Genomic DNA, 16,471 nt, shown 5'->3' with positions numbered 1-16,471 from the left:
TTCATGGATTTCGGTTTGCGTGAGTGGCTCATCATTATCGGCCTACTGGTAATCGCCGGCATTCTATTCGACGGCTGGCGGCGTATGGGCGGGCGGTCGAAAATCCGCTTCAAGCTGGATCGCAGCGTCAAAGACCTGCCCGATCCCGAAGAAGGCGCCGATCTGCTGGGTCCGCCGCGCGTTGTTGGGCGGCATGAACGCCAGGAGCGTTTCGATCGTGAGGAGCCGTCTTTTGACGAAGATGATTTCGATACGGATCCGGCGCTGCAGATGCCTGCGGAAAAACGCCAGCCAGAACAGGTAGGCCTGGATCTGGAAGAGCCCGTGCCGGTGTTACTTGATCCTCTGGCCGCCAGCGGTGTTACAGGTAAACCTTCCAAGCCGGCGAAGTCACGCGAACCCAAAGCGCCGATTCAGCCGAAAGAGCCAGAACCCGCCAAGGAAGCAGCGCCGGTTGAAGAAGTGCTGGTGATCAATGTCATCGCCCGAGACGAAGACGGCTTTGCCGGCTCGGCGCTACTGCAAAGCATCCTTGAAAGCGGCTTGCGCCACGGTGAAATGAATATATTCCATCGCCATGAAAGCATGAGCGGCAATGGCGATGTGCTGTTTTCCATGGCCAACGCGCTGAAGCCGGGTGTGTTTGATCTGGACGAGATGGATCACACCCGCGTGCGCGCCGTCAGCTTTTTCATGGGCTTGCCCGGTCCGCGGCACCCCAAGCAGGCGCTGGATTTGATGATTGCCGCTGCACGTAAGCTGGCTCACGAGCTGGGTGGCGATCTGAAGGACGATCAACGCAGCGTTCTCACTGCCCAGACCATTGAGCACTACCGCCTGCGCATCGCCGAGTTCGAGCGCAAGCATTACGGCATGCGCCGCTGAAGTAGCTATTTCTCTTCGCGGCGCCTTGCCGCGAAGTCTCCAGCAGAACTGCGCTAACGCCTGACGTCTACTCCGCCATTGGGTACAATCGGCATTCGTTTCCCGACCGATACTCGCCATGACTCAAACTCAGGACCCGGCTGCCCGTGCGATTGAATTGCGTGAGCAGATTGACCTCCACAACCATCGCTATTACGTGCTCGATGAACCTTCGATTCCCGATGCGGAATACGATCGCCTGTTTAACGAGCTCAAGGCAATCGAAGAAGCCCAGCCTGACCTGATTACCCCGGATTCGCCCACCCAACGCGTGGGTGGCGCTGCGCTGTCTGCCTTCGGTACGGTAGCGCATGAAGTGCCCATGCTCAGCCTGGGCAATGCCTTTGATGAGCAAAGCATGCGCGACTTTGATCGGCGAGTTCGTGAAGGGCTGGATCTGCCGGCAGGTGATCTGTTTGGCGCTGGTGAAGCGGTGGAATACTGTTGTGAGCCCAAGCTCGACGGTCTGGCGGTCAGTTTGCTATACGAAAATGGGCAACTGGTGCGGGGCGCTACTCGAGGCGATGGCAGCACGGGCGAGGATATCTCCAGCAACGTGCGCACTATCCGCAATGTGCCGCTGAAACTGCGCGGGCAGGGTTGGCCGGCAGTACTCGAGGTGCGCGGTGAAGTCTTTATCAACAAGGCCGGTTTTGAAGCGCTGAACGAGCGTGCCCGCGAAGCCGGCAGCAAAACCTTTGCCAATCCGCGTAATGCTGCGGCGGGTTCGCTGCGTCAACTGGATCCCAATATTACTCGCGCACGTCCGTTGGAATTCTGCTGTTATGGCATTGGCCGTGTCGACGGCGAACTGCCGGATTCTCAAGTAGGCATTCTGCACCAGCTTCGCGAGTGGGGGTTGAGCATCAGCAAGGAGCTCAAGCTCGCCGCGGGTGTGGATGAGTGCCTGGAGTATTACCGGGATATCGGCGAGCGCCGCGCCGCGCTGGGCTACGAGATTGACGGCGTCGTGTTCAAGGTCAACAAACTGGCTTATCAGCGCGAACTGGGGTTCCGTGCGCGTGAGCCGCGCTGGGCGATCGCGCATAAATTCCCGGCGATGGAAGAAATCACCGAGCTGCTCGACGTCGAGTTTCAGGTCGGGCGCACCGGTGCGGTCACGCCTGTCGCACGCCTGCGCCCCGTACTGGTTGCCGGCGTCACGGTATCCAACGCCACTTTGCACAATATGGACGAAGTCGCGCGGCTGGGGTTGATGATTGGCGACAGCGTCATCATCCGCCGCGCTGGCGACGTGATTCCGCAGGTCATGCAGGTGGTGGCGGATATGCGGCCGGCGGACGCGCGACCTGTAAAGATTCCCGAGCAATGCCCGGTTTGCGGCTCGGATGTTGAGCGTACGCAACTGATCAAACGTGGCCGGGGCCGGGAGACTGTCAGTGAAGGCGCGGTGTACCGCTGCGTCGGACGGCTGACCTGTCAGGCGCAGCTCAAGCAGGCGATCATTCACTTTGTCTCGCGGCGCGCGCTGGATATCGATGGGCTGGGTGAGAAGATTGTCGAGCAGCTAGTCGATACCGGGCTGGTCAGCTCGCCTGCCGACTTGTATCTGCTGACCTACGAGCAGGTGCTAGCGCTGGAAGGCTTTGCCGAAATCTCCACCAAGAACCTGCTTGGCTCAATTCAGGACAGCAAACAACCCACGCTGGCGCGGTTTATCTATGCGCTGGGTATTCCCGATGTCGGTGAGGAAACCGCCAAGCTCCTGGCACGCTCGCTGGGTTCGCTGCAGCGCATCAGTCAGGCCTTGCCTGAGGTACTGGTGTATCTGCCGGATGTAGGGATGGAAGTCGCCCACGAGATTCACGCGTTCTTTGACGACGAGCATAATCAGACGGTGATACGCCAGTTGCTGGAGCGCGGCCTGGTGCTGCAGGAGGAGGGCGAGCTCAATCCGGAACTGGCCGCCAGCGTCAGTCTCGCCGAATTTATCACCCGCCTGGAGATTCCTGGGGTAGCGAAAACCGGTGCAGAGCGGTTGGCCGCCAGTTTTACCAGCCTGGAAGCGATCATGCAGGCTGACTGGCTGGAGCTGAAGCGAGTAGAGCGTTTTACCGAGAAGGCCCAGACCGGACTGCGCGACTACTTCGCCGATGCCCAGCGCCGCGAACGGGTTTTGCAGATTGAGCAGCAACTGAAGGCCTTCGGTATGCACTGGGACAGCCCCCGCGCCGCGCAAAGCGAAGGTATGCCACTGAGCGGCCAGACCTGGGTACTGACCGGCGGCCTGGAAGCCTTCTCACGTGATGTGGCCAAGGATTATCTGGAAAGCCTGGGGGCCAAGGTGGCAGGCAGCGTATCAGCCAAGACCCATTGTGTGGTTGCCGGGCCGGGTGCGGGCAGCAAGCTGGCCAAGGCCGAGCAACTCAACGTTCCGGTGTTAGATGAGCAAGGTCTGCTGGATCTGCTCAAAGACCATGGTATCGAGCCTTGAGCGATAACACTGCGGCTGCGCGGAGCCTGCCACGTATTGTACTGGCACCTATGGAAGGTCTGGTCGATCCACCCATGCGCGATATCTTGACTCGTATCGGCGGCATTGATCGCTGTGTCAGCGAATTTATGCGCGTGACGGATACCGCATTGAATCTCGGCACAGTAGAGCGCTTTATTCCGGAAATGCACCATGGCTGGAAGACCCGCGCCGGCGTACCCGTACACCCTCAATTGCTTGGATCGGATGCCCATTGGTTGGGCGTCAATGCCGCGCAGCTAGCGCAATGGGGTGCGCCTGCGATCGATCTGAATTTTGGTTGCCCGGCGAAGACGGTCAACCGTCACGGTGGTGGCGCCACTCTGCTGCGCGAGCCTGAGCAGCTGGCGCGTATCGTCACCGCTGTACGCGCCGCCACCCCCGCGGGGATTCCAGTGACGGCCAAGATGCGCCTGGGTTACAGCGATACCAGCCTGACCCTGGACTGTGCTCAGGCGCTGGCAGAATCGGGCGCCGCAGAGATCGCCGTACATGCCCGGACCAAGATGGACGGCTACAAACCTCCGGCGCATTGGGAGTGGATTGCGCGTATTCGTGAAGCGGTAAAAGTGCCGGTGATTGCCAATGGCGAGGTCTGGGACCAGGCCGATCATCAGCGCATAGAGGCCATCAGCGGCTGTGACTCGGTGATGATCGGCCGCGGTTTAGTGGTGCAGCCGGATCTGGCGCTGCGGATCAGTCTTGCCCGCGCAGGGCAATTGGTTGAACCGATGGACTGGCAGGCGCTACTGCCGTGGATCGCCGAGTTCTTCACCCAGACCCGCGGGCGCATGATCGACCGGCACTCGCCAGGTAGAATCAAGCAGTGGCTGAGTCTGATGACGCGGCAGTATCCAGAAGCGACCGAGTTATTCGCGCAGTTGCGCCGGGAAGTGCAGGCGGATGTGATCGAGCAGCGGTTATTGGAATTGGCTGATCCACGTCAGGCTGCTTAGACTCGCGTGTCGCTCTGTATAACAGCACGCCCGTATTCTCCTCCCGAACATCAACACCAAGGTCAAAATGGATTCCCGCCTGCGCGGGAATGACGGTGTGTGGGGGAGTGCCGTGATGTTCTCCCCCATGCTCACGAACACGGAATGACTGAGTGGGTATAGAGTGCGGTGGTTTTTCTCGCAGTCATCCTCGCGAGGGCGGGGATCCATTGTTGGGTCTGATCTTGGCGTTGGCTGTGAGGGGTGGTTGGCTCGGTGCAGGAGGCCAAGATCCGCATGGATTCCCGCCTGCCAGGAATGACGGTGCGTGGGATGGAGTGCGGTGGTGCGCTGCCGTCATCCTCGCGAACGCGGGGATCCATTGTTGCGGTTGGGTTCAGGGAGTAGGGCTGACAACAGGAGCCGGTGTGAGCTGGCCTGCACTGCTCTGTTTCTAGCACGTCATTCCCGCGCAGGCGGGAATCCAAGCGGTCTGGCCAACTACACTGCAGCCCAGCTCACACCACCTCCGGACGATAGCCCAACCTGATCCCACCCCAATGCCGTCCTCGCACACGAATCGGCACGGACAGATCATGCATGATCTCCCCGGTATCGCGCTTATAGGTCTGCAGTAGCAGAGTTTTTTCATGGCTACCGCAGCGCGAACCGGTGCGGTCATTGAACAGGCGTTTGGTTCGGCAGTACTGGGTATCGTGCTGCAGATTGCCGTTCGGGCGGGCGCAGAAAGCGCTGTTGTGGGTGGGTACGTAGCCGGCGATGGTGGTGGCTATGGCGTAGACCAGCGCAGGGTTGTCGCGCAGCAGCGGCTCCTGAATCGCGGGTAGTACCTGATCGGTGTAAGCATCGAACTCGCTGGTGTATTGCTGCGGCTGGGTGCCCTGAATGGGCTTGAGCGTTGTATTGAACAACTGCTCCAGGCTCAAATCGCCACTCTGAATATCCGCCTCGAAACGTTCTTCTATCGCCCTGGCCCCTGCCTGCGCCGCTTCGAAACAGCGCTGGTGGTAAGGATCCAGCGCGACCTCGGCCAGCACCTCGCTGACCTGTTCGGCAATTTCCACCAGATGGTTGGCTTCATTGCCGAGCAGGCGTGTCTGCTCATCACTGCCCGCCAGATCTGACCTGACCTGCTCAACCGCCGCGGACAGACTATCCAACTGATCGCGATTGGCCGCGCTGCTGTGGGCAATCAGCGTGGTAGCCTGTTTGACCGCATCGCCTTGTTGATTGATGCCGGCCAATTGTCCGTCAGCCTGCTCAATCAGCTGTACGCCGGCCTGTATCTGCCCGGTCAGGTCATTGATGCTGGCGGTGACGCGTCCGGCTTGCTGGTGCATCTCGTCGATGATGGTGGAGACTTCGGAGGTCGACTGACTGGTGCGGCTGGCCAGTGCGCGAACTTCGTCCGCCACCACCGCAAAACCGCGGCCCATGTCGCCGGCCCGCGCCGCTTCGATGGCGGCGTTAAGTGCCAATAGATTGGTCTGACTGGCAATGCCTTCGATGACCTGGGTCACCTGCACTATCTTGGCCGCGCGTTCGTTCAACTGCGCAAGCATGGTCAGGCTGTCATCGGCCTTGCTCGCCAGTTGCTGCATCAGGGCGGTAGTGTCGTCCAGGGCCTGTTTACCCGAAGCACTGCTGGCTAGTGCCGCTTCTGCGGCATGATCGGCGTTATCGGCGTAGCTTGCAGTTTGTTCTACCTGTTGCGCGATCGCGCCGGCGTTGCTGGCGGCCTGAGTGGTCGCGGCGAGCTGTGAGGATATCCGCCCAGCCAATTGCTCGACCGAGTAGGACACCTCGGCTGCAGCAATGGCGTTACGGCAAGTGGACTGGGATAACTTTCTGGCCAGCTCTTCGAGGCTGTTGGCACTACTCGTGGCTGCGTTGGCGTCTGAGCGTCGCAACTGGGTTAGCCAGGGCAGCACAGACAAGGGCATGGCAAACCAGAGGATCTGCGGGCCCAGGTAGACAGCGCCAGCGACGAGGATCAGCAACTGGGCGATGAGGCAAAATATTTTATTATTCGAACCTTTCAGCATGGCGCTCTTCCTTGGCCAGTACATCATGGTGGCGCCGGTGACTCAGTGCTGTTGTTGCAGCGCGGCCAATCACGGCTCAAAGACTGATTATGCGCGGCACTCAGCCATACTGACCATCCGCCTTTGGTCTACCGCAAACCGTCCCGCGCAGATGGCGTTTATCCCAAACGATGCCGCTTCATGAAACCGATATCCAGCCGGTCCTTCCACCAGCCCAGCACACGCCCTGATGCGCTCCAGCGGCCGTAACTCATCAGTGCGCCACCGTCGGCGCTGGCCAGCAAGGCCAAAGCCTGTGGCTGCGGCTGATAGTCCCGCATCGGCTGGCGTTGGAGTAGGTTGATGATATTGTCAGCGAGAAACGAGCCTTGGCGCACCGCATAAACGCCCGAGCGCAGTGCGCCTGCCAGGCTGGCGCAATCGCCCGAGGCGAAAATTCCGGAGTGGCTGGTGCTCAGCAAGCTCGGACTGATACGCGCAAAGCCGCCACCGTCTACTTCAAGTCCGCTGTCGCGCAGCCACGCGGGAGCACTGGCTCCGGTGGCGGCTATAACCGCCTCACATCGCAGCAAGGGCTGAGCGCCATTGAACAACTGGCCATCCGCGACGCGGCTAACGCTCTGCTGTTCAATCAGCTGGATACCACGCTGCTCCAACAGCCGGCAGGCTCGATCGCGCAACGCGGACGGATGCGTTGCAAGCAAGCTGGACGCGCAGATCAACGTCACCTCGGTAGACGGGAGGCTGGCGCGCACGGCAAGGGCCAATTCGAACGCCGCCGGCCCGCCGCCCAATACGGCGATGGATGTTGGCGCTGTTTCCACGTGCTGGTGCCAGGTTTTCCAGGCCTCATGCAGGGCGGGAAAGGGTTTGGCTGGCAGTACCCTGACACTGTCATCGACTGAATCGGGTAGCGGCGGGATCGAACCGGTATTCAACGACAGCAGGGCAAAACTCGACTGGCTGCCATCGGTCAGCTGCAGGATGCGTTGATCCGCATCCAGCATGCTTAGCTGACCCAGTTGCAATTCAATGCCGCAGGCATGGCAGAGCGGTGCAAGCTCGATAGCACAATCAGCCGCGTCAAACCGGCCGGCTAACAGCCCTGGCATCATTCCCGAGTACCAGGCCGCCGGCGTAGGATTGATCAGCAGCGTGCCCGGGGGCGGGCGAAATCCAATATCTATCCAGCGCCGCAGTGTCACCAGATGCGCGTGACCCGCTCCGGCCAAAACAAGCGGTCGATTCATTGTCTGTCCTGTGTGCAGTGGCGTCAGCTTAGTCTGTTTCCGGATCTTCTACAGCCACTATCGTCTGACGATCGCGGCCACTGGGCGGGCGTTGCCGCAGCGGGGTTATAGCTGGCGCTGATGGACCCGCATGTAACTGGTCAATCGATCGTTTTCGGAATCGACTTTCGCACTGCGAACCTGATAATCTTTTTTGACACTAATTATTCCTCGCCCGGACGGAGTTGATCGTGCCCAACAATAATAGTTTGTACCCAACAACTGCCCGAGCCTGGGGCACCGTCTCCATTCTGTTGTTGTGCTACGTGCTGTCTTTTATTGATCGGCAAATTCTCAACCTGCTAGTTGCTCCGATTCGTCGCGATCTCGATATTAACGATACCCAGATGAGCCTGCTGATGGGCCTGTCGTTCGCCATTTTCTACGTTATTTGCGGTATCCCCATGGGCCGTATTGCCGACAGTAAAAGCCGCAAGGGCTTGATCGGTTTCGGCGTGTTTGTCTGGAGTTTGATGACCGCAGCCTGTGGTCTAGCGCAACAGTATTGGCACTTTGTGCTGTTCCGTATCGGTGTTGGCGCCGGTGAAGCAGCTCTTTCTCCGGCTGCTTACTCATTGATGGCTGACAGCTTCCCGCCGGAAAAGCGCGCCACGGCGATCAGTGTTTATTCCATGGGGATCTACCTGGGCGCTGGTATGGCCTTTCTACTCGGCGGGATGGTGGTGACTTTCGCTTCGGCCAAGGGTGATGTGCTGCTGCCAATCGTTGGCATGGTCCGTCCCTGGCAGCTTATTTTCCTGATTCTCGGCGCGGCGGGCATCGCCTTCTGTTTTGTGCTTCTGGCCCTCAAGGAGCCTGTGCGTAAAGGCGTGGGTGCGGGTGTCGCGGTCCCGCTGAAAGACGTTGGCGCCTATCTGATGAGCATCCGTAAAACCGTGCTCTGCCACAACTTCGGGTTTGCCTGTCTGTCGTTCGCTTCTTATGGCGCCTCGGCCTGGATCCCGACCTTCTTTATCCGTAACCACGGCTTGACCCCTGGCGAAGTGGGTATGTATTACGGCAGTATTGTGATGGTCGCCGGCTCACTGGGTATCGTATTTGGCGGGCGGTTGGCAGATTATCTGGCCAAGCGCGGCTACACTGACTCGAACATGCGGGTCGGCGTGCTCGCTGCGGTACTGACGCTGGCTTGCAACGTGGTTTTCCTGATCGATGATCTGACGATTGTCTGGATCGTGATGTTCTTCAACGTGTTCACTGTCGCCATGCCCTTCGGTGTTGCACCGGCAGCGATCCAGGAGGTCATGCCTAACTCCATGCGCGGTCAGGCCTCGGCTATCTATCTGTTCACCGTCACCCTGATTGGCCTGGGTATTGGGCCAACCGCAGTAGCGATGGTGACCGACTACGTGTTCATGGACGACATGGCCGTACGCTATTCGATATTCTGGGTAGCCAGTATCATCACCATGGCATCGGTCGTGCTCCTGTGGATGGGCTTGAAACCCTATCGTGAAGCCCGCGAAACGTTGGTCCGCTGGGGTGATAAGCAGGCCCAGCCGGCCTGATAACCTGATCTGAATCCGCGCCAGGTTCGCCTGGCGCACTTATTGTCATTTGAATAATCGTCATCTGAATACTTGAGAGGAGCGACATCATGTCTGACGCAGTTATTGTATCCACGGCCCGTACCGCACTGGGCAAATCCTATCGCGGCGCCCTGAACAACACGCACAGTGTCGACATGGCTGGCTATGTTATCGAGCACGCGGTCAAGCGCGCGGGTATCGACCCATCACTGGTTGAAGACGTGATCCTCGGCGCGACTTTCCACGAAGGCGCTCAGGGCAAGAACATGGCGCGTCTGGCCGCGATCCGTGGCGGTCTGCCGGTGACTACTGCCGGTATGTCGATCAACCGTTTCTGCAGCTCCGGCCTGCAGTCCATCGCGATTGCCGCCCAGCGCGTCGTCAGCGAAAAGATTCCGGCCATCGTCGCCGGTGGCGTCGAATCCATCAGCCTGTGCCAGAACGACAAACTGAACAACTTCCACGGTGTTAACCAGTGGATCAAAGAAAACAAGCCTGATCTGTACATGTCCATGATCGAGACTGCGGACATTGTTGCTGCCCGCTACAACATCAGCCGCGAGTCTCAGGACGAGTACGCGCTGATCAGCCAGCAGCGCACTGCGGCCGGTCAGGAAAGCGGCAAGTTCGATGATGAGATCGTGCCTTACCTGGTCAAGATGATGGTTCAGGACAAGGAGACCGGCAACATCAGCGAGAAGGAAGTCAACCTGGTCAAGGACGAGTGCAACCGTCCGAGCACCACGCTGGAAGCGCTGCAAGGTCTGCAGCCGGTCCGTGGCCCTGAGCACTTTGTCACTGCCGGTAACGCCAGCCAGTTGTCTGATGGTGCATCGGTTTGCGTGGTTATGAACAGCACCTCTGCCGAGCAGCAGAACATCGAACCCATGGGCATCTTCCGCGGTTTCAGCGTCGCCGGTTGCGAGCCTGACGAGATGGGCATCGGCCCGGTCTTCGCCATTCCGCAACTGCTTAAGCGCAATGGCCTGACCATGGACGATATCGGTCTGTGGGAACTGAACGAAGCCTTCGCCTCCCAGGTGGTTTATTGCCGTGACAAGCTGGGCATTCCGATGGAAAACCTCAACGTCAACGGCGGCTCCATCGCCATTGGCCACCCTTACGGTGTGACCGGCTCGCGCCTGACCGGCCATGCGCTGATCGAAGGCAAGCGTCGCGGCGCCAAGTTCGTCGTCGTCACCATGTGTATCGGTGGTGGCCAGGGCGCAGCTGGCCTGTTCGAAGTACTGTAAAGCTCAGCGGCTAGCTACAGTCGCAAGCCACAAGCAAGCCCGAGCCCCTGCTCGGGTTTTGCTTTTCTACTTGCCGCTGACATTCCCGAGGAATTTCCATGTCTCAAAAAATCATCAATACCGACGATCTGGCCTTTCTGCTCTACGAGCTGCTGGATATCGAACGCTTTACCCAATTTCCCCGTTATGCCGACCACAGCCGCGACACTTTTGACGCCGCTATCGAGCTGGCACTCAAGGTCGGCGCTGAAACCTTCGCTCCGCATAACGCACTCTGTGATGCCAACGAGCCACGCTTCGAAAACGGCAAAGTCATCATTCGCCCGGAAGTCGCCGCCGCCTTGGTGGTGCTGCGCGATACCGGTCTGATGGCCGCCTCGCAGGATTACGAGCGCGGCGGCATGCAGTTGCCTTCCGTGGTCGCGCAAACCTGTATCGGCATCATCAAAGGCGCTAACGTCAGCACCCAGGCCTACGCCGGGCTGACCATCGCCGCCTGCAACCTGATCATGGCTCACGGCAGCGAAGAGTATAAGCGGCGCTTTGCCGAGCCGATGATGGCGGGACGCTTCTTCGGCACCATGTGCCTGACTGAACCGCATGCGGGTTCCTCGTTGGCCGATATCAAGAGCCGCGCTATTCCGGCCGAGGACGGCAGCTACAGGATCACCGGCAACAAGATCTTCATCTCCGCTGGCGATCACGAGCTGAGCGAGAACATCGTGCACCTGATGCTGGCCAAGCTGCAGGATGCGCCACCCGGCGTCAAAGGCATCTCGCTGTTTATCGTTCCCAAGTTTCTGGTCAATGAAGACGGCAGCCTGGGCGAGCGCAACGACGTGCAACTGGCCGGCCTGATTCACAAGATGGGTTACCGCGGCACCACCTCAACCATGCTCAATTTTGGCGAGAAGGGCGGGGCGGTGGGTTATCTGGTCGGCGAACCGCATCAAGGCCTGGCGCAGATGTTCCATATGATGAATGAGGCGCGCATCGGCGTGGGTCTGGGTTCAGTGATGCTCGGCTACACCGGTTACCTGCATGCGCTGGAATACGCCCGTGATCGGCGCCAGGGGCGGCCTTTGAAAGAGCGTGATCCGGCTTCGCCGATGATTCCGCTAATTGAACATGCCGATGTGCGCCGTATGTTGCTGGCGCAGAAGGCCTTCGTTGAAGGCGGACTGGCGCTGTGCCTGTTTACCTCGACGCTGATCGACGAGAAGAAGCACGCGGATGATCCGTCCGTTCGCGAGGAGGCCGCAGGGTTGAATGATCTGCTCACGCCGATCGTCAAATCCTGGCCCTCGCAGTTCTGCCTGGAAGCCAACAGCCTGGCGATCCAGGTGCACGGCGGCTACGGCTATACCCGAGAGTACCCGGTCGAACAGTTCTACCGTGACAACCGCCTGAATCCGATCCACGAAGGCACCCATGGCATTCAAGGTCAGGACCTGCTGGGCCGCAAGGTAGCCATGCAGGACGGGCGCTTCTACCAAGCGCTGCTGGGCCGGATTCGCGCCACACTGGACAGCTGCGGCTCGGCGACCGAACTGGCTGCGCAGGCCAAACTGCTGAGCGATGCGCTGGCGACCCTTGAAGAAGTGACCGACGCGCTGCAGGCCCTGCGCAAGAGCGATCCGGAACGGGCGTTGGCCAATGCCTATCTGTATATGGAATGCTTCGGCCATGTGGTAGTTGGCTGGCTGTGGTTGCGTCAGGCGGAAACCGCGCTGAAGGGATTGCAGCAGGGCGGAGAGCGGCCAAAGGCGTTCTATCAGGGTAAGCTGGCGGCCTGTGAGTACTTCCTGCGCTACGAACTGCCCAAGCCGCTGGCGTTGGCAGCCGTATTGCGGGATGCCGACCGGACCACGCTGGATATGCCGGCGGAGTGTTTCTAAGCGCACCCCGACCATCGGAGGCTGATACGGGATGATCGAGTTTCACTTGAACAGCGGGTCTTTGCCGACTCCGCAGCTCAGGTTGAAGCTCGGCCATCTTCGTCTGGTGTCAATGGCCTGAATAGTCTCCAAAGCCTGTATAGCTTCGGGTGTCTCAGGTAACCCTTCTAAACGTCAGGTTATAGCGCATCGGGCCCGTCTGCGGATGTTCAGCACGTTTACCCAGTGGCGCAACGCCGTGGAAAAACAACCGGCTTTTTCCACCCCATACCACTACATCCCCGTGCTCAAGTTTCCAGCGCGACGTTTTGTCGGTGCGCGCCAAGCCACCAAACATGAAGCTGATAGGTGCTCCCAGTGATATGGAGACGATAGGGGCGCTGAAGTCCGCTTCATCCTTGTCCTGATGCAAGCCCATTTTCGCACCGGTTTCATAGCGGTTGATCAGGCAGGCGTCAGGATTGAAGTCTTCGTATCCACTAGCGGATGCCGCATCGATCGCAACCTGTCGCAGCAGTGTCGGCATGGCTGGCCAGGGTTGGTCTGTCAGCGGATCCGTGGTGCTGTAACGGTAGCCCTGACGATCAGTCACCCAACCCCATTCACCGCAGCTGCTCATGGCGGCGGACATGCTGTAGCCCCCGGGCGTGATCTGGTGACGGAAGGGCGCCTGGCTGGCGACTTGGCTAATGGCGTCAAGTAGCCGGTCCGCTTCATTCAATACGAAGCCACGCAGTAACCAGGCGCCCTCAGCTATCTGCTCGGGCGCGGCAGGGGTCGAGTCGGCGAACAGGTCGTCGGTGGTAGGCATTAGGGGCTCCGCTTGATTGCTGAACGGGATTTTACCTCGGATGCTGATTGGGCTCACTGAGGGGCCATTGGTTTCATAAACGGAAATGGTGGATTTGGTTGATGCAGCGCTTGGCGAACCACCGCTTGGATTCCCGCCTGCGCGGGAATGACGGGCATAGGGAGGGTGCGGTGAACAGCTAACCCACTTCTCCTTAGACTACTTCGTCATTCCCGCGCAGGCGGGAATCCAAGCGGACTTGTACTCATCACCCAGCCTAACCAAAGCGCCGAACCCCATCATCTCCGGAACCCGAGAGGACGGCGGAGGTTCGGGCCTCAGGTTTCATTGTCAGCGTAGAATCAGACCTTCATGCCCGGCAGGTTGAGCGATGCGGTATTCCCCCCATCCACCGCCAGCGCCTGGCCAGTCACATAGCTGGCATCATCACTAGCAAGGAAGGCGATGGCGCCAGCGATCTCGTCAGGGCGGCCATAGCGGCGCAGTTCGCAGCGAGCACCGAGCTTCTGCTCCTTGTTGTTGGAGCGGGCATAATCAAATACCGGCTTGGTCATGCCGGTCTCGATCAGACCCGGGCACACGGCATTGACACGGATATTGAACTGGCCCAGATCACAGGCCGAGGTCATGGTGAAGTTGATCACGCCGGCCTTGGACGCGCTGTAGGCATTACCACCCGCGCCAGAGCGGATGCCGGCTACCGAAGCGGTGTTGACGATAGCGCCCTGGCCCTGGGTCTGCATCTGGCGCGCGGCGTACTTGGTGAACAGCATCACGCCATAAAGATTCACGCCGATGATTTTCTGCCAGGTCTCCAGGCTTTGTTCGGTGGCGATATTGTAATCACCTCCAGCGATCCCGGCGTTGTTGCACAGCACATCCAACTGGCCAAAGTGCGCGATGGTCTCGTTAACGCATTGCTCTACCGCCGCCTCATCAGCCACATCCACAATGCGCGTCTGAACCTCGGCACCGGCGGGCAATTCATCAACAGTCCCCTTGAGGCCGTCCTCATTGCGATCGACCAACATCAAACGCGCACCCTCAGCGGCCATGCGTTTGGCCGTAGCGCGGCCGATACCACTACCCGCGCCGGTGATCAGTACTACCTTGTCGAGAAATCGTTGCATGGTGTTCTCCTTTTCAGCTAGCCGCTGAGGTTAATGATCAATACTCGGATCCTGCCCAGCACCTGCCAGCTCATCGTCACTCTGGTAGGCAATGCCAAGCTTTTCCGACATGGCTTGATTATCGATCTGCCAACTGGCGATATCGCGTTCGAAGCGTAGCGGCGAGATGCTGATGCGCCCGGCACGCAGGGCGCCCACGTCGGTATCCAGCCCGATAATGCGCTCGGTCTGACGCTGAAAGCCCAGCCAGTAGTAGGGTACGTCGCGGGTATCGCGGCGGCTTTCGATGTTGATCCCGCCAATGCTGCCGCCACGGGCGCGGCAAGTGGCTACACCAGTGACATCCTCGGGCGGGCTGGCGGGAAAGTTGACGTTCATCGCGCAGTCAGTCGGCCAGCCTTTTTCCAGCAGTTGCCGAACAATGCCAGCTCCGAAGTGGCTGGCGGTTTCCCAGTGAATGTCGTTGCCCTTGTGATAAGCCTGGGACAGCGCAATCGCCGGTATGCCCATCAGTGTCGCGGTCAACGCACCGCCAATGGTGCCGGAGTAGGCCACCGAGTCGCTGATATTGGCCCCGGCATTTACGCCAGACAGCACCAGATCCGGCGCTATCGGCATCAGCTCGCCAACGGCCAGCAGCACACAGTCGCTGGGCGTACCGCTGATGCTGAAGCGACGCTCTTCGAACTGGTGCACACGCAGCGGGGAGTGCAGGGTGATGGACATGGATACGCCGCTCTGGTCCAGATCCGGCGATATGATCCAGACCTCATCGGCGATCTGTTCGGCAATGTCTTCCAGGATTTTCAAACCTGGGCCGCGCCAGCCGTCATCGTTGGTGAGCAGCACGCGCTTGATCGGTTTGGACATCGATTTTTCTCCTGAAGTGGTATGAACTCGCGGTTTTCAACCCGAAAATGGATCCCCGCGTTCGCGAGGATGACGGGAAAGGAGCCATTCCCGGGTAGCGTTTCATTCCCGGGGCGCGCGTCATTCCCGCACCACTCTCGTCGTTCCCGCACCCTTCTCGGCATTCCCGCGAAGGCGGGAATCCATTTTGACTCTAGCTTTGAGCTATCTCCCAACCACGCTCGGCCAATAGCCCGGCGCGCTTGCCCACTTCCAATGCATCGGCATTACTCGCATTGCCCTGTACGGCACGGTGATACACGCCCTGCAGAATCGCCGCCAGGCGGAACAACGAGAAGGCCAGGAAGAAATTCCAGTCTGGGATCTCGCTGCGGCCGCTGTACTGGCAATACCATTCCAGCACCTGCTGCTCCTCAGGCAAACCCATGGACTTGAGGTCAGCACCGAGCATGCCTTTGACCCCATTCACCCCGGAAGGCAGATGGTAGGGCAGGCAGCAGTAGGCTAGGTCCGATAGAGGATGACCCAAAGTCGCCAATTCCCAGTCGAGAATCGACACGACCTTGGGTTCGGTCGGATGCAGGATCAGATTACCGATGCGAAAGTCGCCATGGGCGATGGTGGTGTGATCGTCCTTCGGCATATTCTCTGGCAGCCAGGCCATCAAGGCGTCCATGGCCGGCATGTCGCCGGTGCGGCTGGCTTCGAACTGGCCGCTCCAGCGCTTGATCTGGCGCGGAATGTAGCCTTCGGCCTTGCCATAACTTTCCAGCCCGACGGCTTTCCAGTCGACATTATGCAACTGCGCCATGGTCTCGATCATCGAGCGGTAGATCGGCAGGCGTTGGCTTTGCTCAACGTCGCTCAGCAAAGGCTGGGTGTGCACCCGGCCTTCGACGTAATCCATGATGTAGAACGCGGTACCGATTATCTCGGGGTCTTCGCACAGCAGACGCGCGGTGGGCACCGGTACATCGGTGCTGCCCAGGGCGTTGATCACCTGATACTCACGCTCGACCATATGCGCGGATGGCAGTAGCTTGCCTGGCGGCTTCTTGCGCAGCACATAACGGTGCTCGCCGACCGTCAGCAGGTAAGTCGGGTTGGACTGGCCGCCCTGGAACTGCTTGACCTGCATACCCTGTTCGGCGCCGGCCAGGCGGCCATTGAGGTAGGAGAGCAGACGGGCTTCATCAAAACGGTGCGCAGGTAGTACGTCGATCAGGGTTGCTTCGCTCATCTAGAAGGTCC

Annotated in this window: 12 protein-coding genes; 6 read left to right on the top strand and 6 right to left on the bottom strand. The window is 59.6% G+C overall.

The window, feature by feature from the left end:
• Positions 1-3: 3 nt before the first annotated feature.
• The 3 genes from zipA (at position 4) to DT594_RS06740 (ending at position 4,374) form a co-directional block, all read left to right on the top strand.
• Positions 4-885, top strand: a complete 882-nt coding sequence (gene zipA / locus DT594_RS06750) for a cell division protein ZipA (RefSeq protein WP_149331999.1) — start codon at positions 4-6, stop codon at positions 883-885.
• Between the two features lie 118 nt (positions 886-1,003).
• The gene (gene ligA / locus DT594_RS06745) at positions 1,004-3,379 is read left to right on the top strand and encodes an NAD-dependent DNA ligase LigA (protein WP_149331998.1); all 2,376 of its coding nucleotides are present in this window, start codon (positions 1,004-1,006) and stop codon (positions 3,377-3,379) included.
• 50 nt (positions 3,380-3,429) lie between these two features.
• Complete coding sequence (locus DT594_RS06740; protein ID WP_149332622.1) at positions 3,430-4,374, top strand: tRNA dihydrouridine synthase; 945 nt, start codon at positions 3,430-3,432, stop codon at positions 4,372-4,374.
• Between the two features lie 497 nt (positions 4,375-4,871).
• Here DT594_RS06740 and DT594_RS06735 read toward each other — a convergent pair whose 3' ends face one another.
• Positions 4,872-6,419 (bottom strand): methyl-accepting chemotaxis protein, encoded by a 1,548-nt coding sequence (locus DT594_RS06735; protein ID WP_246164580.1) that lies wholly within the window; start codon positions 6,417-6,419, stop codon positions 4,872-4,874.
• A gap of 158 nt (positions 6,420-6,577) precedes the next feature.
• Entirely contained in the window at positions 6,578-7,669 is a 1,092-nt protein-coding gene (locus DT594_RS06730) for an FAD-dependent oxidoreductase (RefSeq protein WP_149331996.1), read from the bottom strand.
• 230 nt (positions 7,670-7,899) lie between these two features.
• Here DT594_RS06730 and DT594_RS06725 point away from each other — a divergent pair, with 230 nt between their 5' ends.
• The 3 genes from DT594_RS06725 to DT594_RS06715 all read left to right on the top strand — a co-directional run bounded on the left by DT594_RS06725 (position 7,900) and on the right by DT594_RS06715 (position 12,409).
• Entirely contained in the window at positions 7,900-9,237 is a 1,338-nt protein-coding gene (locus DT594_RS06725; protein WP_149331995.1) for a spinster family MFS transporter, read from the top strand.
• Positions 9,238-9,326: 89 nt separating this feature from the next.
• A complete protein-coding gene (locus tag DT594_RS06720; protein WP_149331994.1) occupies positions 9,327-10,511 on the top strand; it encodes an acetyl-CoA C-acyltransferase in 1,185 nt (394 codons plus the stop codon).
• 98 nt (positions 10,512-10,609) lie between these two features.
• Complete coding sequence (locus DT594_RS06715) at positions 10,610-12,409, top strand: acyl-CoA dehydrogenase (protein ID WP_149331993.1); 1,800 nt, start codon at positions 10,610-10,612, stop codon at positions 12,407-12,409.
• A gap of 154 nt (positions 12,410-12,563) precedes the next feature.
• Here DT594_RS06715 and alkB read toward each other — a convergent pair whose 3' ends face one another.
• The 4 genes from alkB to DT594_RS06695 form a co-directional block, all read right to left on the bottom strand.
• Positions 12,564-13,220, bottom strand: coding sequence for a DNA oxidative demethylase AlkB (gene alkB, locus DT594_RS06710; RefSeq protein ID WP_149331992.1), 657 nt, complete (start codon positions 13,218-13,220; stop codon positions 12,564-12,566).
• Between the two features lie 341 nt (positions 13,221-13,561).
• Positions 13,562-14,350, bottom strand: coding sequence for an SDR family NAD(P)-dependent oxidoreductase (locus DT594_RS06705; protein WP_149331991.1), 789 nt, complete (start codon positions 14,348-14,350; stop codon positions 13,562-13,564).
• Between the two features lie 30 nt (positions 14,351-14,380).
• Complete coding sequence (surE, locus tag DT594_RS06700) at positions 14,381-15,220, bottom strand: 5'/3'-nucleotidase SurE (RefSeq protein ID WP_149331990.1); 840 nt, start codon at positions 15,218-15,220, stop codon at positions 14,381-14,383.
• A gap of 193 nt (positions 15,221-15,413) precedes the next feature.
• A complete protein-coding gene (locus DT594_RS06695) occupies positions 15,414-16,460 on the bottom strand; it encodes a phosphotransferase (protein ID WP_149331989.1) in 1,047 nt (348 codons plus the stop codon).
• Positions 16,461-16,471: the final 11 nt, after the last annotated feature.

The sequence above is a fragment of the Halopseudomonas laoshanensis genome (genome assembly GCF_008365385.1).
GTDB classification, from domain to species: Bacteria; Pseudomonadota; Gammaproteobacteria; order Pseudomonadales; family Pseudomonadaceae; genus Halopseudomonas; species Halopseudomonas laoshanensis.
The sequence above is the reverse complement of the archived record's forward strand: the minus strand, read 5'-3'. Positions and strand labels throughout refer to the sequence as shown.